The sequence below is a fragment of the Algoriphagus ratkowskyi genome (assembly GCF_002150505.1).
Taxonomy (GTDB): Bacteria; Bacteroidota; Bacteroidia; order Cytophagales; family Cyclobacteriaceae; genus Algoriphagus; species Algoriphagus ratkowskyi.
The window spans coordinates 111,123-135,699 of sequence record NZ_MSSV01000009.1 but is presented as its reverse complement, the minus strand read 5'-3'; the positions used below and the strand labels follow the sequence as shown (position 1 = coordinate 135,699).

Here is a 24,577-nt window from a genome sequence, read left to right as displayed (position 1 = left end):
TTTAGTTTTGAAATAGTAAGTTTTAAGCAGTAGCATGTTTTCACTTTGAAGCTTAAAACATACGTGCTAAATTCACTTTCTTTTCCAATCTTCAAGAAACAGTTTGCGAATCTTCTTAAGATCTGGATTTATAGGGCGAATCTCCTTAGATTGATGAAAAATCAAAAACCTATGAAAAAACTACTCTATTTTATCCCATTATTTTTAGCTCTATCATGCACTGATAAGACAGAAAATCACTCCAAGAACGAAACGACAGAAAATAATCAAAAGGAAATAATGGCTACAGAACCAGATTCAGTATTAAGACACAACGTTTTTTTTAGCTTCAAAGAAACTTCTTCACAAGAAGATATTCAATCAGTTATAGACGCTTTCAGAAACCTTCAGAACGAAATTGAAGGAATTAAAGCTTTTGAATATGGTCTAAACTCAAGCCCAGAAGGGTTGAATCAAGGACTAACCCACGCTTTTGTATTGACTTTCCATTCTGATGAAGCACGTGATGCATACTTACCTCATCCAGCTCATGCGGCATTTGGCACCATCCTAGGCCCTCACTTGGATAAGGTGACGGTGGTCGATTACTGGACTAGACCTTAATTATTGATTAAAAGGCAGGGCTGATCCGTCAGTTTTGCCTGCATTGTTTACAGTTAGTACTTCTATCACTACAAAGTTACTTGTGCCTCTCCAGGGAAGAGTTCCGTTATATTCCTTATAGCGAAGCTCTACAAACTTACCTGAAGCTCTTTCTAGTTGTTCTGCGATGTCGCCGTCTGCTACGCTGAACCGAAACTCGTTACTTTGTAATCCGCCGGCCGTAGGGCTTTGAAATCCTTCCTGGACTACCCGGCCTTCATATGTCTTGAATAATACTCCTTTTTTTACAAAGTAATTTAAGCTTCCAGCTTTTACACCTTCGCCAAAAACGAAGTAGAATTTATACCAAAAAATACCGGCGACTAATCCAACTATGACGATACCAGCAATCCAAGCGAATTTTTTCATGATGAGAATAAGTTTGACTTAAAGATAGATATCGAGATGATTTTAATGTCTAAAAATTCTCAAAAAAAATTCTTAGTCTTAAAAAGAGTATTAAAGAGATAAGGCTACTCGAAAGTAGCCTTATCTCTAAAAATCAAAATGTGTCCGCTTCAAGATCATTAACAGATTAAAAGCGACTTATAAATTACTAAACTCTAGGATGGAGCTATTTCTGTCACTTGAATTAGGGCTTTCCGCAAGTCAATCTTAGCTTATTGATGTGATTTGGGATAAACATATTTCAATTAACCAGCCACAAATAGTCTCCGTAGCCTGAGGCTTCCATATCCTTTTTTGGAATAAATTTCATTGCTGCTGAATTCATACAATATCTCAAGCTTGTAGGCTCGGGACCATCGTAAAACACATGTCCTAAATGACTTTTTCCAAATTTACTTCTTACCTCAACTCTAAGCATTCCCAGATCATTGTCCGTTGGCTTTTCCAATACTCTCGCATCAATAGGCTTTGTAAAGCTTGGCCATCCCGAACCTGACTCATATTTGTCCTTAGAGCTAAATAATGGCGCTCCAGATATGATGTCTACATAAATACCATCTTCGTGGTTGCCATTGTATTCATTCTGAAAAGAATGCTCTGTAGCATCTTCCTGAGTAACATCATATTGCAATGAAGTCAATGTCTTTTTGAGTTCTGATTGAGAAGGCGCAGTGTATTCTTTGTCACTTAGTTCTGGCCAGTGATCTTTTATGAATTTGTCACGTCCAGAACCATTTCTGTAAGCATAATATTCTACAGAGCTCTTCTTGTAATAATCTTGGTGATACTCCTCTGCAGGGTAGAAATTTGTGTATTTAACTAGGGGAGTAGCTATTGGTTTTTCGAATTTCCCTGATTTATCTAACAATTTCTTAGACTCGTCAGCCACTTTCTTTTGCGCAGCATCATGAAAGAAAATCGCAGACTCGTACTGCGAACCTCTGTCATAAAATGAGCCTCCTACGTCCGTAGGGTCATAAGTTTGCCAGAAGATATCGACTAGTTCAGAATAACTGATTACTTCTGGGTCGAAGGTAATTTGAACAGCCTCTTTGTGAGAAGTTTTTCCGCCAGAAACTTCCCCGTATGTAGGATTTTTCTCTTTACCTCCAGCATATCCAGAGATTACAGTTATTACGCCGTCAATGCCTTCAAATGGAGCTTCTACACACCAGAAACATCCGCCCGCGAAAGTCGCTAGTTCCGTGTCTCCACTAAAGTTTGCATTTTTGTCTGTATCTGCAGACGCTTCTTGGTTTTGAACCGTAGTGTTACCACAGGAAAACATCAGTGCTACGATAAGGGAAAGCATAGACGTCATGAATTTAGTTGAGCTAAACATATTTATAGTGTCCTTTTTTGTTTTTGATGATTTAACAATCATTTCTTTGTAAACTCTATAAATGCTATTCTGTTTTGAGTGTTAAGAGTTTTTAAGATTGCGATATATTTAAATACGAGATGAATCTATACTCGGTTTGTTTTACTGGTCAGGATGTAGAAGAATATCTTCAACTAGAACGAATGATACTTCATCTTAACTTAAGCACTATTTCATAAAAGGAATAAATATTTCCTTCCATAGTTCATATCCTTTTTCATTCATGTGGAGCTCGTCACCTAAAAAAATATCGGCTCTTGGCTTCCCTGAATCATCCAACATGATGTCCCATACATTCACAAAATGAACATTATCATGAGTGGTGGCGAATTGACGAATCATGTCGTTTAAAGCCAAGTATGACACCTTCTTATCCCATCGAGAAGGGCTTGGTTTTGCTGCTATCAGATTTACGATAGTACTTGGATACTTTGCATGAATTTTGGTGACCAATTCGTTTAGATTCTCCATCACTTCTGATACTTCTTGACCTGAGTTGATATCATTATCGCCCTCGTAGATGAATACTTTTGAAGGCGCATATCGGAGAACAGTCTGTTCTAAGTGGATCAATAGCTGATCGGCTCTAGATCCTCCGAAAGCTGAGTTAATAATTGATACCTCTGGAAATTGCTCTTGCAGGTTTTTCCACATTCTCACACTAGAGCTGCCTGTGAATACTACACTTCCTTTTTCCCATCCACTATCGTCTATTTCTTTCGCACGCTTAGTTACCTCTCCTTGAAAGGCGATTTCTTGGGCAAAAGTGAACTGTATTAAAATGAGTAGAACGAGGGATGAGATTAGTTTTTTCATAAGCTAAATATAGTCAAGTCGGATAATAAAAAGGCTTCGAATTATTTGATTGGTGTCTAGTTGTTTGAAAACGTGAACATTTCCGTACAGGACACGAGCATTTTCGAACAGTTCGGACACAGCTCCTGTTTGATTTTAAATTTAGTGCTATTTTTTCCATCACATGTAATCGAAGTATAGAGGTTATAACGGAGCTTTTTCATCAGTTCCGTCCCAATAAACGTATGTCTATTTGAGAACAAGGTTTTTGGAGAAGTTTTAGCATTGTCTATTTATTCAGATCAACACTTCTTACCCATATGGAATTCATAACTCGCTTTTTCTGGTTTTGTAGCGGCGCTAATATTTCATTGCTCAAGCGGGCCCCAACCGAATCAAATAAATATGTAGGAATTGGAGCGACAGTTTTTTTTACCGGTGTGCTAGCAGCTTTGGCTGCGGGTTATGCTTTGTTTACGGTCTTTCAATCCATTTGGCCAGCCATTTTTTTCGGATTGCTTTGGGGGCTGATGATCTTCAATCTAGATAGATTTATTGTTTCTAGTATGCGTAAAAGTGAGCGTGCCTGGACGGAATGGAAGTTGGCAATACCTAGGTTAGTTTTAGCAGTTTTACTCGCCTTGGTGATTTCTAAGCCTTTAGAGTTGAAAATGTTTGAACGAGAAATTGATAGAAAGATTGATGAGAAGAGAACTGAATTTATTGCTGAATCAAAGTTGAATTTAGCGAAAGGCTTTCCTGAAATTCAAGAGCTAGAATCTAAGATAGACACACTAAAAGCTGAGGTTGTAAATTTTGAAACTTATCGTGATCAGCTACAAGTTGAATATGATGCGGAGCGTTTTGGAGAGAAAACAACAGGAACAAGTGGGATAATCGGCCTTGGAACAAATGCGAAGAAAAAAGAACAGCAATTGGATGCAGCACAAGTAACATTAGATGAGCTGAGGCTGAGAAATCAGGTCCGAGTCGATACGTTGGAAGCTCAGATTCGAGCGTTTGTTGTGTTGCGACAAGTGGAGTTTGAGAAGCAGCAGCCGGGAATTGAAGGCTTTGATGGGTTGGCCGCGCGTATGGAGGCGCTTGATGGATTGACCAAAGAAAGCGCTTCAATGGCTACGGCAAATATTTTTATTATGTTGCTTTTTATAGCAATTGAAACTGCGCCAATCTTCGTGAAATTAATTTCACCTCGTGGGCCCTATGATGAATATTTGGAGCTGCACGAAGATAAGGTGAAGTTGTTCAAAGGTGAAAAATGGACGCTTGCTAAAGGAGAATCCGAGGCGAGGATTAGCTATTTTCAAGAGACACATTTCTATGCTTCGGATCTACAAAAAGAGAAAACCAATCGAAAAAACAAAATCCAAACTGAGATGGAAATAGCTGATATAGAGGATAAATGGCGAGTGAAAACTTGAAGATCTTTAAAGAAATCTCTTCAACTTGTTTTTGTTTGCTGTACCATAACATCCAGTTGATCCATAGTGTGGCTTACAGACTTCCATTCTGCAAATCCCACCATTTTCACTACGAAAAGAAGAAATTTCCCGGGATTGATCAACCTGTTCGCCAGCTTGGCAATATTCACATCTCGTTCCTGAATCGATAAAAGGCGATCTTCGCAATCGTAATATTCTCCCGCATATTTCCAAGCACCATCTCTTGCTAGTTGGATGGAGAAGTTTAATAGCATTTCATCTCGCCCTTTTACTAAGGGAATTAGCCAGCCGAAAATCGGTGAAACTTTACTGATGTTTGATTTAACTCCATCCACCAATTCCGCCAGGACAGCATTAATCTTGTTGAAGTCGCTTTGAATACCTGCGATAGGTTCGATTCCCATCGTGTCTGCTGCTGATACACCAAGATCCAGGTTGATATGTGCATTGATGCCTAAGAGCAAATGCTGAAGTACAAGATGCTTATTTGCTTTGCCTTCCTCAAAAGCTAAAAACCAACTTTCTGAGGGCTTTTGGCCGCTTCTCCAAGAGTTATACGCATTGATGAATCGACCTGCAAATAGCACATCCAATCTCTCCATTCTAGGATTGTCTTCAAACTCCCGAGTAATAATCCCATCTCGAATTCTCCGAGTTACTTGCCTGTAAAGAATTGCAAAATATCCAATTCGTGATTCGGTGATTTTACATTCCTCTACTATTTGATCCATTCTTACGAGAACTTCATCTATGGTTTTCATCTTAGCTTTTGATAAAAAATGTCTGTAAAATATCTCCTACATAGAAAGCTACAATAGCTGCTAAAAGCCCCAGTGCAACTGTTTCAGCAATGCTTTTAATAGGTGAAGTCTGATTAACAAGTGATTTTAAAGCTCCGATAATTACAAAGGCTAATGTGGTAAGCACACTTGTCCAAAAGAAAATATTAATAGGGGAAGGATAGACAAATGTCCATAGATAAACTGTAAGTGGGATAAAACCCACGATTATAAAAGATATAAATGTTGCCAAACCAATTTTGAATGGGCTCTTAGTTTCCTCCATTAGATTTAATTCGTCTTTCATCATTTCCGCTACCCAGAGATCTTTATTGGAGGTGATTTGATCCACTACTTTTTCCAATAATTCTCCTTCAAAACCCTTCGCTTTATATATATCTGAGATTTCTTCACGCTCTGTTTCTGGAAGATTCTCAATTTCCCAGTACTCTAAAGCTTCATGTTTCTTGTAATTTTCCTTGTCGCTTTTGGCAGAGAGATAAGCGCCAACAGACATTGAGAAGCCATCAGCAAGCAGATTGGCAAAACCTAAAATTATAATAATTCCAGAGTCTAGGTTAGCTCCAAATCCACCAGCTACTACGGCAAAAGTAGTAATGGCTCCATCAATTCCTCCGTAAACGAACTCCCGGATATATTCCTGGAATTTTTGAAAATATCTATTCTCTTGGTGGATATGTGTTTCTTTCATCTATTTAAGGTTTTGAAGTAAAAATCTCTTCACGTTCTCGCCCATCACAGCTTTGATCTCATCTTGGCTAAAACCAGCGTTCATCATTCCCTCAACTAAAAACGGGAATCCTGTGATGTCAAATGGAACAGCTACTGAACCATCATAATCTGATCCTAGTGCAACATATTCAACTCCTACTAGATCTCTAATATGCTTGATTGAAGCAATAATATTGGGCAATTCTGGGACTCCCACAGCTTCATCAAAAAAAGCGATTCCTATGATCCCGCCATTCTTAGCAATCTTCTGAATATGATTGTCACTAAGGTTTCTTTGAGAATCCAAGACTCCACGCACTCCCGTGTGAGACACCATCACTGGCATGTTGGTAATTTCAAGTACGTCGTCAATAATCGCTGCTGAGCAATGAGCTAGATCCACAAATATTCCCAATTCATTCATTTTTTTCACAACTGATCTTTCAAATTCTGTAAGGCCAGCCTGGCTCTGTCCATGGGCAGAGCCTCCAAGTTCGTTATCGAAAAAATGAGTCAATCCAATCATGCGAACTCCAGCTGCATATACTCTGTCAAGGTTTTCTATTTCACCTTCTAGCGCATGCGCGCCTTCTATACCTAACATCCCACCTATGACAGATTTATCGTTTTTTCTAGCGGCAATCAATTTATTCAGGTCTGTTTTAGTCTTGATTAAAATAGCTTGTCCATTTTCACCTTCTATAAAATTGGCTAGGTTTTCGGACTGAGTGAGTGTTCGATTGATCAGACTAAACCAGTTGGCTGGAGATTCCCCTTTTGCGATTGTTAATGGTGTGATATTGTCAAAAGCATTGGTTGTGTTGCTTTGCATATTTTGGCCAGCAGGAGATTTGGTTACAATGGTAAACATTTCTAATGCAACACTAGCTTCACGCATACGAGGGAAGTCCACCTGTCCTCTACTTCCTCTTTTGGTCAGGTCTCTTCCCCACAGCAAAGCGTCGCAGTGTAAATCTGAGATGAAATCCAATCGATCATATATAGCTTGAGCTTCTGATGATACGGAATAGGGAGGTGCTGACTTAACTGGGTTTCTTTGGGTTTCAATATAGGGAGGGACTAGTAAGGTGGTAGCATAGTACAGAATTGTGATCGTTCCCAAAACAATAATTATTTTCTTCATAGCAGGTGGTTACACTTTTGAAGGTAATAAAAAATAGAGTTTGTGTTAAAAAAATAACATATACGAAGCTTTGAGTAGGATATACAATGTGGTTATAGGACTCTTTCCTGTTTTAAAGAAATGGAAAAGCTAATTTCTAAAAAAAATAATTATTTGTTTTTGGGCAGTTTAAAACATTTTCCTTATGTTTAAGGAAATATAAAGATCAAAAAAACAAATACACAGTAAGGATTACAAAAGTATATTTGGTTTTAGATGATTGATAATAGACCCACTCTAAGGGGCTTTTTCCAAAAAGCCCCTTTTTTTTGTCCATACTTTTTTTAACATATAGATAATATGAGGAATATTGGTTTAAAATAAGTTTGATGCAGATCAAATTTGTGTTGATTATAGAAATATCGGTTTGTTTTAGTGGCCAATTTTATTTAGGAGCTATCTAATTGAAAATTTGGCATAATTGAAAAAGCCCTTCCGAAAATTCCGAAAAGACTGGTATCGAGGAATATGACTTCAATTTGACGCTAACTAAGCTAGTTCTGATAATAGCATTGCTTTCCTTTTTTGATAAGAAAAGTTTGTTACTATTCTTTCTCTACTACTATTTCGCTTGTCAGTTGTGTCAGTCTTTATTAAATTTTGGACAATAGATTCTAATTGATCGAAGTTTTTGGTCTTAAGAATAAGCTCAGGTGATCCGATGATTTCAGGAATAGCTCCCACAGCTGATCCGATAGGAATACAACCGCAAGCCATAGCTTCTGCTAGTGCATTTGGAAAGCCTTCTGAGGTGGAGAGTTGAAGATAGATGTGGTTAGAGTTATAAAGCTTGTGTAATTCACTTCGGCTTTGTTTGCCAACCACTTTTATATTTTGCGATGGGGAAGAATAGTTTTCGTCTCCTACCAAAGTGATGTTTATATCAGGATGAAGCGAAGCTAATTTTTCTATCAAATCATATCCCTTGACAATTGCTCTAGATCTTTTAGAAGTGCCAGTTGCTATAGAAATAAGCGAATTAGGTAATCTGTCTAGATTCTGATCCTTCCAAAAATCTGTGTCAAATCCATTTGGAATAACATGAATCGGAGTGCTCAGAAAAGGAATTAAATTTAATAGACCTTGCTTAGGAGAAATAGTTGGGTCATATCTATATTCCTGCTTGACTAATGCCTCTGCGACTGGCAAAATCAAACTGCAATTTTTAAAACTGTAAACAGTTGCTTTGCGAAGCCATTTCTTACGGAAGTTACCATAGTCTATTTCTGGCATATTAATGCAATCAGTACCGCCCGCTTGGATCACGCATTTTTTGTGGAAGACTTTGCCAAACCATACCGGTAGCACACTATGATAGCCGCCAAAAAAACAGAGGTATTGATTAGTCTTGGGAAGAAACCAAAGTAATTGGAAGAATTGCAGTATAAAGTAAAATGGAAGCTTTATAGGGCTTTGAGTGAATTCGATTCCTTTTATAGCCAGTTCTGGGCTGATCATTTCTAAGTCTCGATCGGTAAATGCAGTACGAACGGGGTAGGTGTAAATGATCATTGATAGTAAGATAGTTCTTAAAGTAAAGAAGGAGCAAAGAAAATGAATGCTATATTCTCTTTGCCCCTTTCAATTATTGCTTAAAAATTTAAATCACCAAATTCACAATCTTTCCTGGTACGATAATGATCTTCTTAGGTGCTTTTCCTTCCAGCCATTTCTGTACATTTTCATCTGCCAAAGCAGCTTCCTGAATTTCATCCTTACTCAAAGAAAGGTCAAGTTTAAGCTTCGCTCTCATTTTTCCATTGATCATGACAGGATATTCAAATGCACTTTCTTTCAGGTGACTTTCATCAAAAATAGGGAATGTAGCTTCGGTAATAGAACCTTCATGTCCTAGTAAACTCCAAAGTTCTTCGGCAATGTGCGGTGCATACGGAGAAACCACTAGCGCTAATGGTTCTAAAATCGCACGTTTGTTAGACTTTAGAGCGCTTAGTTCATTTACACAGATCATAAAGCTCGATACAGAAGTGTTGAATGAGAAGTTTGTCATGTCATCTTCCATCTTCTTGATGGCTTTATGCAGCGCTTTGTATTCTCCTTTGCTTGGCTCCGCATCGGAAATCTGTAGTTCTCCAGCGTTGGAGTGGTAGAGGTTCCAAAGTTTTCTCAAAAACTTATATACTCCGTCGATTCCATTGGTATTCCAAGGTTTGAATTGCTCCAATGGCCCAAGGAACATCTCGTACAATCTTAACGTATCCGCCCCGTAGCGCTCGATGATGTCATCTGGATTGACCACGTTGTATTTCGACTTAGACATTTTTTCCACTTCAGATCCGCAGATGTATTTGCCGTCCTCTAGGATGAATTCGGCATCCGCCAAATCAGGTCTCCATGCTTTGAATTTCTCTAGATTCAACTGATCGTTGTAGACAATATTCACATCCACATGCATTGCAAATGTGTCGTGCTGATCTTTCAGACCGTAGCTTACAAACTTGTTTGTGCCTTTCACTCTGTACACAAAGTTCGATCTTCCTTGGATCATGCCTTGGTTGATCATCTTCTGGAAGGGTTCTTCTATGCTCACAACTCCAAGGTCATACAAGAACTTTGTCCAGAATCTGGAATACAATAGGTGACCTGTCGCATGCTCGGATCCTCCAATGTATAAATCTACAGCTCCCCAATAATCCGTTATTGTTTTGTCCGCAAACTCAGTTTCATTCTTTGGATCCATATATCTGAAGAAATACCAGCTAGATCCTGCCCAGCCTGGCATCGTGCTTCTTTCCAATGGAAATTCTCCATCCGAAGTTTTGTAGTTCCAGTCTTTTGCGCGAGCAAGTGGAGGCTCACCATCTTCAGTGGGTAAGTATTTATCTACCTCTGGCAAAACCAAAGGCAAATCTTTTTCATCTATCAAATAAGGCAATCCCTCTTTGAAATAAACAGGAAGTGGCTCGCCCCAATAGCGCTGACGAGTGAAAATCGCGTCACGCATTCTGTATTGGATTTTACCTTTTCCTATGCCTTTCTCTTCCAAAAACTCAATCGCTTTGGTCATGGCATCTTTCATATACAAATTGGAAATGAAGCCTGAATTGATAATCAAGCCTCCTTTTCCAGGGAAAGAGCCTTCCTCCATCGAGCCATCGATCACTTGTCGGATCTCTAGGTCGAAGTGCTCCGCAAAGTTGAAATCTCGCTCATCATGAGCAGGTACTGCCATCACTGCACCGGTACCATATCCAGCCAAAACGTAATCAGCCACCCAAACCTGGATTTCTTCTCCGTTGAAGGGGTTGATCGCATAAGAACCAGTGAAAGCGCCAGAGATGGTTTTGACATCACTCATTCTGTCCCGCTCGGAACGGTTTTTTGCTACTTCTATGTATGCTTCAGCTTTCTCTCGCTGATCTTCTGTGATTAATGCTGCTGCCAGATCAGATTCTGGTGCCAAAGCCAAATATGTCACACCATATATAGTGTCCACACGCGTGGTGAAGACTTTGATGGTTTGTTCGGAATCTTTTACCTGGAACACAACGTCAGCCCCGATGGATTTGCCTATCCAGTTTCGCTGCATTTCTTTGACTGGCTCAGACCAATCTAGTTTGTCCAAACCTTTGAGTAGGCGATCAGCATATGCGGTGATTCTCATCGACCACTGCATCATTTTCTTGCGCTCTACTGGATGTCCACCTCGTTCGGAGAAGCCTTCCTTTACTTCGTCATTCGAAAGAACAGTGCCTAATGCTGAACACCAGTTTACGGTAGTTTCGGCTAGGAAGGTCAATCTATATTTAAGCAGTATTTCTTGTTTTTCTTTTTCGGAGTAAGCACTCCAGTCCGAAGCGCTAAACTTCTCAGTGTCCTCGTCGCAAACTGTTTTTACTGTAGCGTTGCCTTCTTTCTCAAATCGCTCAATTAATGAGTCAATCGAAAGTGCTTTATCAGCATCAAGATCATAGTAGCTATTGAAAAGCTGCATGAAGATCCATTGCGTCCATTTGTAATAATCAGGGTTTGAAGTTCTCACTTCTTTACTCCAGTCAAAAGCAAACCCAATATTCTTCAGCTGTTCTGTATAGCGTGAGATATTTTGCTCGGTGGTGATTGCCGGGTGCTGTCCGGTTTGTATTGCGTATTGCTCAGCTGGAAGGCCAAAGCTGTCGTAGCCCATCGGGTGGAGGACATTGAAACCTTTGAGTTTCTTGAATCTGGAAACGATATCCGATGCGATATAACCAAGCGGATGCCCTACGTGAAGTCCAGCTCCTGATGGATAGGGGAACATATCCAAGGAATAAAACTTTGGTTTGTCAGGATTTACTTTGGCGAGGAAAGTTTGATTCTTTTCCCAGTATGCCTGCCATTTCTTCTCGATCTCCTTAAAAGTGTATTCCGCCATGATTGAATTATTTCTAGTTTTTTAGCTAAACGCCTGCAAAAATAGGAAAATTGGTGGGCTTTGTGGTTCAAATCGGTAATTCCTCCCTAAATCCTATTATTTCCTCTGTTACTTTTCTCAGGGATGATTTGAAAGATTTTAGTATTTTACATCCTGACAAACCACCATATCCATGAAACTTAATTCAAATAGTAGAGCATTGAGCATGTTAATGCTTCTAATGTGTCTTGCACATTTTTCTTTGGCACAAAAGAAGATCTCTCAAAAGCAAATTGACGCACTCAAGCAAGAAGCGATGGAACTGGTCGAAGCGGATGCGAAAATGAGTCAAGTCATGGTTGATAAAATTTTCAGTTTTGCGGAGCTAGGTTTTCAGGAAGTAGAGTCTTCAAATTACCTAACTGGAATTTTGGAGGAAAATGGTTTTGAAATAGAAATGGGGGTTTCAGGCATTCCTACGGCATGGTTTGCCACTTGGAAAAATGGCGAAGGGCCTACAATAGCATTAGGTTCGGATGTGGATGACATCCCGAAGGCATCCCAATATCCAGGTGTAGCTTATCATAAGCCTATGGTCGAGGGTGCTCCTGGTCACGGAGAAGGGCATAATGCAGGCATACCTTTAAATGTCACCGCAGCTTTGGCAGTTAAGAAAATCATGGAGAGGGAAAATATCGGTGGTACGCTTGTGCTTTGGCCAGGCATAGCAGAGGAATTGGTCGCAGCAAAAGCATGGTACACACGTGATGGATTATTTGATGATGTTGATATTTGCATCTTTACCCATGTGGCAAATAACCTCGGAGTAAGCTATGGTCAGACTTCTGGCACGGGCTTGATCTCGGTGGAATATACTTTCTCAGGTGAGGCTGCACATTCCGCAGGTTCGCCGTGGAGAGGAAGAAGTGCACTTGATGCTGCAGAGCTAATGAATGTGGGTTGGAACTACAAGCGGGAACATATGGATCCGCTGAAACGCTCTCATTCTATCTTCACAGACGGCGGGGATCAGCCTAATGTAGTTCCTTCTAAAGCTTCTATTTGGTATTATTTCAGGGATGTAACCTATGAGGGAATCATGGAAATGTATGCAACTGCGAATAAGATGGCTGAAGGAGCAGCTTTAATGACAGATACAGAAGTGTCATCGAAAATATTGGGAACCGCATGGCCAAGGCATTTTAATAAAGTGATAGCTGAAAAGATGTATGTGAACATCTTAAAGGTGGGATTGCCAGAATGGTCTGATGCTGATCAAGCACTGGCAAAAGCGGTACAGGAAGAAGTTGGATCGAGTAAAATCGAAGGGCTATCGACTAAACTTGACACCTTGGGTATGCCAGTAATCATTCCAGTTTCTGGGGGTTCAGATGATATCGGCGATGTCTCCTGGGTAGTTCCAACAGTTACGTTGAGGTTTCCTTCTAATATCCCTGGACTCCAAGGGCATCATTGGAGCAATGCAATAGCGATGGCTACTCCTATTGCGCACAAAGGAGTGACCGCTGGCGCAAAAGCAGCAGCGATGACGATACTAGACTTTCTTCTGAAGCCGGAGTTGGTAGATGAAGCTTGGGATTATTTCAAAAATGTCCAGACAAAAGAAACTGAATACAAACCAATGATCACTACAGATGATGAGGCTCCGATTTATTTGAATAAGCAAATCATGGATCAGTTCCGTCCACAGCTTGAGAAATTCTATTATGATGAGACAAAATTCGACACTTATTTAGAGCAGCTTGGTGTGAAATACCCTACGATTAAGAAGGATTGAACAATTGGAATATAGGATATTGATTAACTCCATCAAGCCGTACGAAAATTTGTTGCGGTTTGATTAGGAGAAAAATCTTCCAATTTTTCAATTTTAGAATTTCCCAATCCATTCCCTACCTTTGCGTCTTCATTCACCCAGCGGTTCAATTGCCCGCTTTATCAAAAATTCAGATGAATATGAATACAAAGGAGTTAGTAGCGAAAGGTTTAGAGCTTCCGCTGATGGAAGCATTTTACACGATACAAGGAGAAGGTAGATTTACCGGGCATCCCGCTTATTTTATCCGGCTTGGTGGCTGTGATGTGGGTTGTGTCTGGTGTGATGTCAAAGAAAGTTGGGAGGCTGGAAAATGGCCTGTTATTTCCATAGAGCAACTTGTGGAAGACGCAGTGGCTTTTCCAGGGAGATTAGTTGTAATCACAGGTGGTGAGCCTTTGATGTACAATTTGGGTCCATTGACTGCACTTTTGAAAGAAAAAGGGTTTACGACAAATATTGAAACTTCTGGAGCTCATCCATTTTCAGGTGATTTTGACTGGGTTTGTTTTTCTCCTAAGAAATTTAAAAAACCACATCCATCTATCTATGATGAGGCAGATGAATTGAAAGTTGTAGTTTTTCATCAAAGTGATTTTGAGTTTGCTGAAGAGCATGCGAGATTAGTGAATTCTAGCTGTGAATTAAGGCTTCAGCCAGAGTGGAGCAAGGCGGACAAGTTCACTCCAGTCATTATCGATTTTGCGAAAAATCACCCAAAATGGAAAATATCGCTGCAAACTCATAAATTTATGGACATTCCCTAAGACCATGCGTCCTGTTTTAGCCATATTCTTATTTTTTCTTACCCTTTCTTTCGCGAATGCGCAAAGCTATTCTATTGTTGATGGTAGGGCGATCAAGATGTATCAGGAAGGAGAGGCGCTTACACTTATTCGGAATTATGATGAAGCAATAGAGAAATATCAAAATGCGATTAAACGAGAAGCTTCATTTTTGGAGGCTTACGTGAAATTGGCTCAGCTCCAGATTACCCAAGGTAAATTGGAAGATGCCGAGAATACCGCAAGTGTAGGAAAGGGAAAACTTGGTGGGAAAAATGCTTCTAATAAAAATCGCGCTGATATAGGTTGGGTCTTTACCAATTTGTATTTAAAACAAGGGAAGTTTCAAGAAGCTTTTAATGAGTTCGTAACTGTAGATCCTTTATTTGAGGAGTCTTTTCGACAGTCACACTATTATAGTGAGATGAAGGCTCAAATGGATTTTTTAACTACTCAGCTAGGGAATTTTAAACAGATTGAAAAGGAGAGACTGCCTGAACCCCTCAATGAATTTCAATTGCAATATTTCCCCGTGCTCACTGCGGATGGCGAGCAGATGCTTTTTACTAAAAGAGATGGAATAGGGAATAACGATAAGGAAGATATTTATATGGCTTATGTTTCTCCAGAGGGAGCTTGGTCAAAACCCCAAAGTGTAGCGCAGGCTATAAACTCTCCTTATAATGAAGGGACTTGTTCAATAACTGCGGATGGTAATATTTTGATTTACACGTCATGCGATGCGCCAGACTCTGAGGGGAGTTGTGATTTGTACATAGCGTACAAAGTAAATGGAATGTGGCAGCGACCTAAAAATATGGGTAAAAATGTGAACTCCAGATCCTGGGATTCCCAACCTTCACTTTCTGCAGATGGAAGGGTTTTGTTTTTTTCCTCTAATCGTAAAGGAGGATATGGGGGAAATGATATTTGGTATACTGTCATGCAAAATGAGGCTACCTGGTCTGAGGCAAAAAATCTTGGTCCCATAGTGAATACACCAAAAGATGAAATTTCTCCTTTTATGTTCTTTAATAATGAGATACTTTTTTTCTCATCTAATGGTCACCCTGGATTTGGTGGTATGGATATACAGCTTTCAAAGGTGATTGATGGTGAATTTACTAAACCTACTAATCTTGGGTTTCCGATCAATGATCAGTTGGATCAGGTCGCATTGTTTATAACTGCCCAAAAAGACTACGCCTATTTCACAGAGTTGACTACTTCCGAAAATGAAAATGACCGTTCCTTATTGTATAGGTTCAAATTTCCCGATGAAATCTCATTAGGGGAAAACTTAACAGTAACTGAAGGGAAAGTTTTTAATTCAAAGACTGGCGAGCCAATTGACGCTACCTTATCATTGGTGTCTTTGGCAAATGATAGCACACTTTACCAGTTTAAGGCTGATGGAAAAACCGGAGCATTCACCATGTTATATCCTGAGAAAGCTATATCTGGTTTGTATGTAGAGAAAAAAGGTTTTCTGCCAAAGATTTACAATGTAGATCGGGATAATGTCAAAAATGTAAAAGATTTAAAAGTTGAGTTGATTCCTGTGGCTTCGGGAGAAGAATTCATATTTGAAAATGTATTTTTTGAATTTGATGAGTATCAATTAAGGTCTGAGTCAATTTCATCACTTTCTAGGCTTGTGAAGTTTTTGGCTGAAAACCCAAATGTAAATATTTTGATTACGGGACATACGGATAATGTAGGTAGCGCAATTTACAACCAGAAGCTAAGTTTAGATCGAGCCAAAAGTGTTCAAGAATATATGACGAGCCATGGGTTTCATCATGGTAGAGTGTTGGTTGAAGGTAAGGGAGATAATGAACCTATGGTCCCAAATACCACAGTTCAAAATCAAGCACTAAACCGAAGAATAACTATAAAAATTTTATAAAGCCTTATTAATTAATTATAAACAGATTGTTACCTTTCTAATATAATCTAATTAGTTAATTTCATTTTTACTGAAATAGTTATATAAATAATTGATCTAGTGTAATCCGATTAAAATTTTACTAATACTGAATTTTTAGGTACTTATAGTCTTAATTCTAATAAATAGAATGGTTTAAATTTTGTCTAGAAGCCATATATTGAAATATAAAAATATCCCTGTCTATTTAAGAGCGTTATTCAACCACAATTGTTTTTTAGCAGAAAATTAACTTTTGTTAACAATAGAATAACAGTCTATATTCCTAAAATGAAGTAGTTTTTTAATTCACTTTCCAATTATAATTTGGAAGTTTAGATCAATGCCCAATTTTTGTTAAAACACTGATTTAGGCTACTACCTGCTTTTTTAGACCGCTGTTTTGTGATTTTCCTTCATTAAGAATATCATTGGTATATAATATAAACCAAATCATATTACTTATGAAGAAAATTTTACTCCTAGGGCTTTCGCTTTTCCTAGTAAGTGCTGTGGCATTTGCACAGGGGCGTAAAGTAACCGGAATAGTATCTTCGGGCGAAGATGGTGGGCCAATACCAGGCGCTACTGTATTAGTTAAAGGTACTAGCGTAGGTGCTGCCACAGACATTGATGGTAAGTACACATTGGATATCCCAACTGATGGGAAAGTTTTGGTGTTTAGTTTCATCGGAACAACTACTCAGGAGATCAATATTGGTCAGCAGTCTGTTATCGACGTTGTTTTACAACCAGATGTTCAGAGTTTGAGTGAAGTCGTGATCACAGGTGCGGCAGGTATTGAGTCCAGACGAGTTGAGATGGGTTACAATGCAACAAGCATTGAGACACGTGACGTGGCTCAAGGTAGAGCTGCTAACGTAGCTGCTGGTTTGACTGGTAAAGTTGCAGGTCTTCAAATCAATACAACCGGTTCTGGTGTCAACCCTAACGTAAGAGTTATATTGAGAGGTAGCCGTTCTTTAACTGGAGACAACGAAGCCTTGATTGTTGTGGATAATGTTATTGTTCCTAATACAATCCTAGGTAATCTTAATCCTCAGGATATCCAAGAAATCACTGTACTTAATGGTGCTAACGCTGCTGCCCTTTACGGTTCTGCTGCATCTAACGGTGCATTGATCATCGTTACGAAGAAAGGTAAATCTGGGGCTCCAAAAGTAACAGTAGGACATACTGTTAATCTTGAGCAAGTGAGTTTCTATCCAAAGATTCAGGATGAGTTTGGTTCTGGTTATGCGGGTGGATATCCTCATGAGTATGTTTCTTACGAGAATCAGCAGTACGGTCCACGATTCGATGGATCTATGGTGCAAATAGGTAAGCCTTTGGAAGATGGTTCTATTCAGACTGTTCCTTATTCTAACACTAACTCCAAAAATGATTTTTGGGAGACCGGTGTAACCAACCAGACAGATGTATCTATTAGCGGTGGTGATGATAAATCAACAAACTTCTTCTCTGCTCAGTACCTTACGAATGACGGTACTACTCCAGGTGACAAGTATACTAGAGCATCCGTTAGATTCAACAGCACAAGAAAGTTCAGTGATAAATTGTCTTTGAATTTATCTACTAACTATGTTCAGAACAAATATGATATTACTAGAGCAACTTCTAGTATGTATGATCAGATCCTCCAGACTCCTGCTCATGTTCCATTGACTAGTTATAAAGATTGGAGAAATGATCCTTTTGCTAATCCAAACGGATACTACAATGAGTACTATGATAACCCTTATTTCCAAGCGGATAATAGCCGTCAGGATTCTGGAAATAATTATCTCGTAGGTAACGTAGAGTTGAAGTATAAGCCGCTTACATGGTTGGATTTCACATATCGTGTAGGTATGTCAAATAGAACTAATTATAATAAGAGTACTACTGGTAAATTTACATTTACGGATTATACCAAAGGCATTTCATCAGCAAAAACTGATATGGCTGGATATACTTCTGATGGAGCTGGCTACAGCAACCAGCTTATCTCTGATTTCTTAATCAATTTGAAGAAACCAGTTGGTGATGACTTGTTCTTCAACCTATTATTGGGTAACCAATTAAGAAAGAATCAGTCTAAGAATGTAGATGCTACCGCTAACGGCCTGGTAATTCCGGACCTATATAATGTGTCTAACAGAGTAGGTGAGGCTGGTGCAAGTGAAAGTAACTTTGAGTCAAGCCAAGTTGGTGTATTTGCACAATTCAAGACTGCATACAAAGATTACTTGTTCCTTGAATTAACAGGTAGAAATGATTGGGTCTCCACTCTTTCTAAAGAGAACAGATCATTCTTCTATCCAGCAGCAAACGTTTCGTTTGTGGCTTCTGACGCTTTCCCTACTATGAAAGGTAAAGTTATCTCTCAGTTCAAAGTTAGAGGTGGTATTTCTCAGGTAGGACAAGTTAACTTGGATCCATACGAATTGAACCCTACGTTCAGCCCATCTTCTGGATTTCCTTTCGGTAGCCTTTCAGGTTATTCTTTGGACAATCGTTTGGTTGCAGCTGATCTTGAGCCAGAGATTACTACATCCTACGAGTTTGGTACGGATTTCATCTTATTTGACGGTAAAGTAAACGGATCGTTCACTTACTACCAGTCAGAGACAGAAAATCAAACTATTCCTACTGGAGTGGCTAACTCTACAGGTTTCTCTTCATACTTGCAAAACACAGGTATCGTGATAAACCAAGGATATGAAACCATGTTGAATGTAACTGCATTTTCTAGAAATAACTTCCAGATCAACATAGGCGCTAACTATACTTTCAATGATAACTACGTAAAAGAGATCGCTGACGATTTGGATAGATTAGCACTTTCAACAGGTGGAAACGCTCAAGTATATGCAATCGAAGGGGAGTCTTACCCTATGTTGATAGGATCTGTTTACAAGAGAGATGACCAAGGAAGAATTATTGTAGATGCTAACTCTGGATATCCAAGTGTTGCTGAAGGGCAAGTACAGCTTGGTAATACCCAGCCAAGACATAGACTGGGTCTGAATACTGAACTACTTTATAAAGGATTTAGACTTTATGCACTTGCTGAATACAGAGGTGGATATAGCATCTATTACAGCGGAGGTGGATCATTTGACTTCTCTGGATCAGGTATTACTACTACTTACTTCAATAGAGAGCGTTTTGTAATTCCAAATTCATCTTATGAGAATCCTGAGAGTCCAGGAACATACATTGAAAACACAAATGTAACAGTAACAGATGGTGGTGCTGGATTCTGGACAGATGGTTCATTCAGAAGAAACGTAGCAGAAAACTACCTAATTGACGGTGCTTACTGGAAACTGAGAGAAGTTGCACTTTCATACGACTTCCCAGCTACTATGATGAGCAAGATTGGATTTATCCAAGGAGCTACTATCACTGCACAAGGAAGAAACTTATTGATCTTCACTCCAAATTCAAATATTTACACGGATCCTGATTTCAACTTCAATGACGGAAATGCTGTAGGTATTGTAACACTATCTGCATCACCGCCTACAAGATTCTACGGTGGTTCTATTACATTAACATTTTAATAAAATTGAAATGAGAAATATATTAAGAATATTTATTCTTGCTTCCTTTATCTCCCTCACGGCATGTGAGTCATTTCTAGGAGATAATGTGAATCCTAATGAAGCAACTTCAGCTACGCCTGAGCTTGTATTGCCAAATGCCCTTGTTAGTTCTGCAAACTTATTTTTGCAATACAGCTACAATGCAATGTGGATTAATGGATACACCGTCAATGCTGGTGGTTATGGTGGATGGGGTGCAATTGTTACTTATAACATGACCACAACTTCTTATAACACGCTTTGGAGTTCTACTTATGATGATTTAGTCAACTATCAATATATTGAAGATCAATCAGCAGAGGAGCCAGGTCTAGCTTACTTTAATGCCGTAGCTAAGACTATGAAAGCATTTGATTACGCTATGTTGGTTGATGTTTTCGGAGATGTTCCTTATAGCGAAGGTCTTAAAGGAGCAATCAACGTAACTCCTGCTTATGATAGCCAGACTGAGGTGTACAAAGATTTGGTGTCTCAATTGAATATTGCTATTGATATTTTCACGAATGCAAAAAGTGCAAATAGCCTTGGTTCTGCTGACGTAATATTCGGTGGTAGTGTGAGTAAGTGGGCGAAATTTGCTAACACAATAAAGCTTAGAATGCTATTGAAAATGGCTGCTTCTTCTGAAACTAGTGCATTCGCTACAACAGAATTTGCTGCAATGAATACTACGGTTGGGTTTATGACAGAAGATGCTAAAGTTAACCCAGGTTACATAGCTACTGCAGGTAAACAAAATCCGCTTTGGGAGAGATATCACTCAAATGCGGCAGGTACTTTATCAGGTTCAGGTAGATCAGCTATCCCTAGTAAATATGTTTATAGCTTCTATAATGGAACTAAGATTACCGACACTGGTAGAGGTGCTGTAACTTACCGTAGCTTTAACAGTAGCACACCTGTAGGTCAATTAGGTAATTTAGTGGACAATCCTGATGCGCTTGCTAGTCAGACTGCTTGGTTCGTAGGTACAGGTACTGGAACTAATGCGGTAGCAACAAATGGTCTTCTAAAAGGAAGGACTGCTGGTTTCCCTATTATGCTTGCAGCTGAATCTTATTTGCTACAGGCTGAAGCATTTATGAAAGGATTTCTAGTAGGCGATGATCTCAAAGCATTTGATAATGGTGTTACTGCATCATTCAGGTACTTATATGGAGATATTTCTGGAGCTCTTCCAGCAGGTAAGGTTCTCGCAACGGAAGTAGCTACTTACAAAGCTGACAACCCAGCGAACTATTTGGTCAATTACAATCTAGCAAGTACTTCTGCTGAGAAATTAGAAGCAATTATTACTCAAAAGTATATTGCGAACAATTTCGTAAATGGTCATGAGTCTTGGGCTGATTTCAGAAGAACTGGATATCCTAAAATTGTTAATGGATCTGCAAATCCGGTATTGAGCTTTGCTTCTATTCTATCATCATCTCCAAGAGCTGATAAGTTGCCAGTAAGATATCTTTATGCTTCATCTGAATTCCAGTTGAATCCTGCAAATGTTCCAACTGGAATTGATCAGTTTTCTAGCTTGGTATTCTGGCAAGCCCAATAATCCATAATTAATAGAAATAACTATGAAAAATATATTATATAGAATAGGGCTGTTCAGTGTTGCTGCGCTGACACTGACGTCTTGCTTGGATGAGGATCCTTTATTTGATCCTGACAAAACTACTGGTATTATTGAGTTTGTAGAACAAGCACCACTAGTAGCTGTAGGGAGTGTTTACCCTTTGAATAAACTTACGTTTGAGGCTGTTCCTGCAGATCAAATCGAAGTAATTGTGCAATATTCTGGCGCTTACGATGCTCCAGAGGATTTAGTTGTGACGGTAGAGCTTTCTCCTTCAGATCTTCCAGCTTACAATACAGACCAAGGTCTTACTGGCGTTGATCAGTATGTTATGTTAGATGCTGGAAGTTATTCCCTTCCAGGAGGAGGATCTTCTGTATCTGTAACTATTCCAAAAGGAGAGAAAAGAGTTAGCTTCATGATTGATGTTAAACCTGATAAATTTAAGTTTGATGCAAATTATGCTATTCCTTTGAAGATATCTTCTGCATCTAGCGGTGTAGTAAGTGGAAACTTCGGACACATGATTTATGCAGTAATACCTAACAATCAGTGGGCTGGTGATTATGACCATACGTATAGTGGTTCACTTGGATCAGGTACTAATACTGTCACTATGACAACTATTGGTGAATTCAGAACTACTTCCAGTTTAATTGGGGTTTACTCTAATCAGACTATCATCGAAATCGATCCAGTAAATAATAAAGCAAAAGTTATTTCTGTTTCGGGATTAGGAAATGCTACAAATTTTCCTGAGAACTTTTGGGATCCTGCTACGAAGACGATACATGTAAAATATTCAGTAGGTTCACGTACTATGACTGAAACTTATGTGAAGAAATAAGCATACAACGTTTGCCTTCTAGGCAATAATTTTAAAGCCATTCCGAATTTTCGGGATGGCTTTTTTTGTACTTGATAAATCAATTTCTCCTAATGATTTGTCACAAATTCCATTTTCCGCATCTTCTGGTTAACTTTGCGGCCTATTCCTATTAGAGATGATTTACGTTTGTAGAAAAGAACACTTCAATGCAGCCCACAAGCTTTGGAACCCAAAGTGGTCTGATGAGAAGAATGTGGAGGTATTTGGGCCTTGTGCTAATGTCAACTGGCATGGTCACAACTTTGAGTTGATCGTGATGGTGAAAGGCCTGCCAGATCCTGACACTGGCTTTGTGGTGGATCTGAAAAAGCTCAGTACCATTATTCGAAACTTAGTGATCGAACGAGTTGATCATAAGAACCTAAATATAGATGTAGATTTTATGCAGGGTAAATTGGCCAGCTGTGAAAATCTTATCATGGAATTCTGGAAAATTCTTGAACCTGCTGTGAATGAAATTACTTCCCATGGAGGACTACATAAGTTGACTCTTTACGAGACTCCGAGGAATTTTGTGGAGTATTTCGGCGAGTAACAATTTTGTGAATTGTAAGTAGTAAGTAGTAAGTTGTGATTTTTGTTTTGTATTCATTAAAATTTATAAATTATGGCTTACGTAAATTTTTATTATGAACTTGATGTTTACAAATTGTCTAGGCAATTAGCGAAGGATGTTTATAGGATATCCAAGAATTTTCCCAAGGAGGAAAAGTTTTCTTTGACTGATCAGATAAGAAGATCTTCTAGATCGGTAGGTGCTCAAATTGCGGAAAGCTGGGCTAAACGGAGGTATATAAATCATTTTATAGCTAAGCTGACCGATTCAGATGCAGAGCAATACGAAACTCAACATTGGATTGAAGTTGCATTTGATTGTGAACTTGTCAATGATCAGGAAAGAGAATTAATTGTTAAATCCTGTGAGGTTATTAACCAAAAACTTAATGCGATGATGTCTAAAGCTTCTTTGTTCTGCACGATAGGGGATAAGTGATTTTTTGTCTATCTCTATGTATATACATTACTACTGATTAATAGTAACACACTACTAACCACTTACCACTGACAACTTACAAACTTTACATTTGAATATACCCAAAAAACTCTACATCATCTCCGGAGAGCGATCAGGAGATCTGCATGCCTCCAATCTGGTTCGTTCTCTTTTGTCTCTGGATTCTAATCTATTGATAAGAGGAATGGGAGGGAGCTACTCCAAAGATGCTGGGGTAGAGTTGGCAGTGAATTACGCGGAAGTAGCATTGATGGGTTTTTTGGAAGTGGTATTAGGTTTTCGAAAAGTCCTGAAATATCTGAAACTTGTAAAGAATGATATTCTGGCTTATAAGCCAGATGCAATCATTCTAGTTGATTACGGAGGCTTCAATATGAAGATTGCCGCTTTCGCAAAAGAAAATAACATTCCAGTTCATTATTATATCCCGCCAAAAGTATGGGCTTGGAATCAAAAGCGGGCATTGAAACTCAAGGCTACTACTGATCAGATCTATTCAATCTTACCTTTTGAGCCTGTATTTTTTGAAAAGTATGATATGAATGTTCATTATGTGGGCAATCCACTATTGGATGAACTATCTAAGTTTAAACCTCATGAGTTTTTCTTTCAAAAGAATGAGCTGAGCTATCAACCTATCATAGCTTTATTGCCTGGCAGTAGAGCACAGGAGATCAATGGAATGCTAGATCGGATGATTAAGTTGGTAAAAGAATTTCCAAATGCTCAATTTTTGATTGCTGGAGTCGGAGATCTTGGGAAAGAGATTTATCAGCGTGGTGTTGATGCTGGTATTCGGGTTATTTATGACCAGACTTATGACTTGCTTTCCCATGCCATTGCTGCGGTAGTTACATCTGGGACAGCGACTCTGGAGACTGCATTGTTTAGAGTTCCACAGGTAGTTGTGTATCGTACGAGTTCGATTTCTTATGCCATAGCAAAGAATTTGATACGGGTGCCATACATTTCTTTGGTGAATCTGATTGCTGATAGAGAAGTTGTAAAAGAGCTTATTCAGAATGATTTTTCTATTCCAAATTTAAAGGCTGAACTACAGCAGATATTAGGTAACCAAGTGTATAGAGGTCATATGCTGCAGGGCTATGATTTGATAAAAGAACAAATTGGAGAGGGAAGCGCTTCAGAAACTGCGGCTGGACTTATTCTAAAAAGTATAGACAAAAAATAAACCCTGCCTCA

At 39.0% G+C, this 24,577-nt stretch carries 19 protein-coding genes; 11 read left to right on the top strand and 8 right to left on the bottom strand.

Annotation, left to right across the window (positions count from 1 at the left end):
• Window positions 1-171 precede the first annotated feature (171 nt).
• Window positions 172-603, top strand: a complete 432-nt coding sequence (locus tag BVH02_RS11780) for a Dabb family protein (RefSeq protein ID WP_086501774.1) — start codon at window positions 172-174, stop codon at window positions 601-603.
• Here the strand turns inward: BVH02_RS11780 and BVH02_RS11775 are convergent, their stop codons facing one another.
• From BVH02_RS11775 to BVH02_RS11765, 3 genes are all read right to left on the bottom strand, one after another.
• Window positions 604-1,011 (bottom strand): hypothetical protein, encoded by a 408-nt coding sequence (locus BVH02_RS11775; protein ID WP_086501651.1) that lies wholly within the window; start codon window positions 1,009-1,011, stop codon window positions 604-606.
• 280 nt (window positions 1,012-1,291) lie between these two features.
• Window positions 1,292-2,392, bottom strand: coding sequence for a peptide-methionine (R)-S-oxide reductase MsrB (msrB, locus tag BVH02_RS11770; RefSeq protein WP_086501773.1), 1,101 nt, complete (start codon window positions 2,390-2,392; stop codon window positions 1,292-1,294).
• Window positions 2,393-2,599: 207 nt separating this feature from the next.
• Complete coding sequence (locus tag BVH02_RS11765) at window positions 2,600-3,247, bottom strand: GDSL-type esterase/lipase family protein (protein WP_086501650.1); 648 nt, start codon at window positions 3,245-3,247, stop codon at window positions 2,600-2,602.
• Window positions 3,248-3,546: 299 nt separating this feature from the next.
• Between BVH02_RS11765 and BVH02_RS11760 the strand changes: the two genes are divergently transcribed.
• The gene (locus BVH02_RS11760; protein ID WP_086501649.1) at window positions 3,547-4,668 is read left to right on the top strand and encodes a DUF4407 domain-containing protein; all 1,122 of its coding nucleotides are present in this window, start codon (window positions 3,547-3,549) and stop codon (window positions 4,666-4,668) included.
• A 20-nt stretch (window positions 4,669-4,688) separates the two neighbouring features.
• Here BVH02_RS11760 and BVH02_RS11755 read toward each other — a convergent pair whose 3' ends face one another.
• From BVH02_RS11755 to leuS, 5 genes are all read right to left on the bottom strand, one after another.
• The gene (locus BVH02_RS11755) at window positions 4,689-5,450 is read right to left on the bottom strand and encodes a DUF5995 family protein (protein ID WP_086501648.1); all 762 of its coding nucleotides are present in this window, start codon (window positions 5,448-5,450) and stop codon (window positions 4,689-4,691) included.
• 1 nt (window position 5,451) lies between these two features.
• On the bottom strand, window positions 5,452-6,180 hold the full coding sequence (locus tag BVH02_RS11750) for a VIT1/CCC1 transporter family protein (RefSeq protein ID WP_086501647.1): 729 nt from the start codon (window positions 6,178-6,180) through the stop codon (window positions 5,452-5,454).
• Window positions 6,181-7,344, bottom strand: a complete 1,164-nt coding sequence (locus BVH02_RS11745; RefSeq protein ID WP_086501646.1) for a dipeptidase — start codon at window positions 7,342-7,344, stop codon at window positions 6,181-6,183.
• A gap of 528 nt (window positions 7,345-7,872) precedes the next feature.
• Window positions 7,873-8,895 (bottom strand): glycosyltransferase family 4 protein, encoded by a 1,023-nt coding sequence (locus tag BVH02_RS11740; protein WP_086501645.1) that lies wholly within the window; start codon window positions 8,893-8,895, stop codon window positions 7,873-7,875.
• An 88-nt stretch (window positions 8,896-8,983) separates the two neighbouring features.
• On the bottom strand, window positions 8,984-11,758 hold the full coding sequence (gene leuS, locus BVH02_RS11735) for a leucine--tRNA ligase (RefSeq protein WP_086501644.1): 2,775 nt from the start codon (window positions 11,756-11,758) through the stop codon (window positions 8,984-8,986).
• A gap of 172 nt (window positions 11,759-11,930) precedes the next feature.
• On the opposite strand from leuS, the gene BVH02_RS11730 reads away from it, so the two are divergent.
• The 9 genes from BVH02_RS11730 to lpxB all read left to right on the top strand — a co-directional run bounded on the left by BVH02_RS11730 (window position 11,931) and on the right by lpxB (window position 24,566).
• Window positions 11,931-13,535, top strand: a complete 1,605-nt coding sequence (locus BVH02_RS11730) for an amidohydrolase (protein ID WP_086501643.1) — start codon at window positions 11,931-11,933, stop codon at window positions 13,533-13,535.
• 179 nt (window positions 13,536-13,714) lie between these two features.
• Window positions 13,715-14,341: a 7-carboxy-7-deazaguanine synthase QueE gene (locus tag BVH02_RS11725; protein WP_086501772.1), complete on the top strand. Its 627-nt coding sequence runs from the start codon at window positions 13,715-13,717 to the stop codon at window positions 14,339-14,341.
• A 4-nt stretch (window positions 14,342-14,345) separates the two neighbouring features.
• Entirely contained in the window at window positions 14,346-16,268 is a 1,923-nt protein-coding gene (locus BVH02_RS11720; RefSeq protein WP_086501642.1) for an OmpA family protein, read from the top strand.
• Window positions 16,269-16,750: 482 nt separating this feature from the next.
• Entirely contained in the window at window positions 16,751-19,855 is a 3,105-nt protein-coding gene (locus BVH02_RS11715) for a SusC/RagA family TonB-linked outer membrane protein (RefSeq protein WP_086501641.1), read from the top strand.
• 10 nt (window positions 19,856-19,865) lie between these two features.
• Window positions 19,866-21,449: a SusD/RagB family nutrient-binding outer membrane lipoprotein gene (locus BVH02_RS11710; RefSeq protein ID WP_086501640.1), complete on the top strand. Its 1,584-nt coding sequence runs from the start codon at window positions 19,866-19,868 to the stop codon at window positions 21,447-21,449.
• 22 nt (window positions 21,450-21,471) lie between these two features.
• Window positions 21,472-22,317 carry a DUF1735 domain-containing protein gene (locus BVH02_RS11705; RefSeq protein WP_086501639.1) on the top strand — a complete coding sequence of 282 codons (846 nt, stop codon included), beginning with the start codon at window positions 21,472-21,474 and terminating at the stop codon, window positions 22,315-22,317.
• Between the two features lie 157 nt (window positions 22,318-22,474).
• Window positions 22,475-22,894: a 6-pyruvoyl trahydropterin synthase family protein gene (locus BVH02_RS11700; protein WP_086501638.1), complete on the top strand. Its 420-nt coding sequence runs from the start codon at window positions 22,475-22,477 to the stop codon at window positions 22,892-22,894.
• A 72-nt stretch (window positions 22,895-22,966) separates the two neighbouring features.
• Window positions 22,967-23,353: a four helix bundle protein gene (locus BVH02_RS11695; protein ID WP_086501637.1), complete on the top strand. Its 387-nt coding sequence runs from the start codon at window positions 22,967-22,969 to the stop codon at window positions 23,351-23,353.
• Between the two features lie 91 nt (window positions 23,354-23,444).
• A complete protein-coding gene (lpxB, locus tag BVH02_RS11690; protein ID WP_086501636.1) occupies window positions 23,445-24,566 on the top strand; it encodes a lipid-A-disaccharide synthase in 1,122 nt (373 codons plus the stop codon).
• Window positions 24,567-24,577: the final 11 nt, after the last annotated feature.

Coding starts and splice junctions, on each gene's coding strand:
- BVH02_RS11715 (WP_086501641.1), top strand. CDS start 16,751: ATGAAGAAAATTTTACTCCTAGGGCTTTCGCTTTTCCTAGTAAGTGCT.
- BVH02_RS11765 (WP_086501650.1), bottom strand. CDS start 3,247: ATGAAAAAACTAATCTCATCCCTCGTTCTACTCATTTTAATACAGTTC.
- BVH02_RS11730 (WP_086501643.1), top strand. CDS start 11,931: ATGAAACTTAATTCAAATAGTAGAGCATTGAGCATGTTAATGCTTCTA.
- BVH02_RS11740 (WP_086501645.1), bottom strand. CDS start 8,895: ATGATCATTTACACCTACCCCGTTCGTACTGCATTTACCGATCGAGAC.
- BVH02_RS11745 (WP_086501646.1), bottom strand. CDS start 7,344: ATGAAGAAAATAATTATTGTTTTGGGAACGATCACAATTCTGTACTAT.
- BVH02_RS11700 (WP_086501638.1), top strand. CDS start 22,475: ATGATTTACGTTTGTAGAAAAGAACACTTCAATGCAGCCCACAAGCTT.
- leuS (WP_086501644.1), bottom strand. CDS start 11,758: ATGGCGGAATACACTTTTAAGGAGATCGAGAAGAAATGGCAGGCATAC.
- BVH02_RS11705 (WP_086501639.1), top strand. CDS start 21,472: ATGAAAAATATATTATATAGAATAGGGCTGTTCAGTGTTGCTGCGCTG.
- BVH02_RS11750 (WP_086501647.1), bottom strand. CDS start 6,180: ATGAAAGAAACACATATCCACCAAGAGAATAGATATTTTCAAAAATTC.
- BVH02_RS11780 (WP_086501774.1), top strand. CDS start 172: ATGAAAAAACTACTCTATTTTATCCCATTATTTTTAGCTCTATCATGC.
- BVH02_RS11710 (WP_086501640.1), top strand. CDS start 19,866: ATGAGAAATATATTAAGAATATTTATTCTTGCTTCCTTTATCTCCCTC.
- BVH02_RS11695 (WP_086501637.1), top strand. CDS start 22,967: ATGGCTTACGTAAATTTTTATTATGAACTTGATGTTTACAAATTGTCT.
- msrB (WP_086501773.1), bottom strand. CDS start 2,392: ATGTTTAGCTCAACTAAATTCATGACGTCTATGCTTTCCCTTATCGTA.
- BVH02_RS11775 (WP_086501651.1), bottom strand. CDS start 1,011: ATGAAAAAATTCGCTTGGATTGCTGGTATCGTCATAGTTGGATTAGTC.
- BVH02_RS11725 (WP_086501772.1), top strand. CDS start 13,715: ATGAATACAAAGGAGTTAGTAGCGAAAGGTTTAGAGCTTCCGCTGATG.
- BVH02_RS11760 (WP_086501649.1), top strand. CDS start 3,547: ATGGAATTCATAACTCGCTTTTTCTGGTTTTGTAGCGGCGCTAATATT.
- BVH02_RS11720 (WP_086501642.1), top strand. CDS start 14,346: ATGCGTCCTGTTTTAGCCATATTCTTATTTTTTCTTACCCTTTCTTTC.
- BVH02_RS11755 (WP_086501648.1), bottom strand. CDS start 5,450: ATGAAAACCATAGATGAAGTTCTCGTAAGAATGGATCAAATAGTAGAG.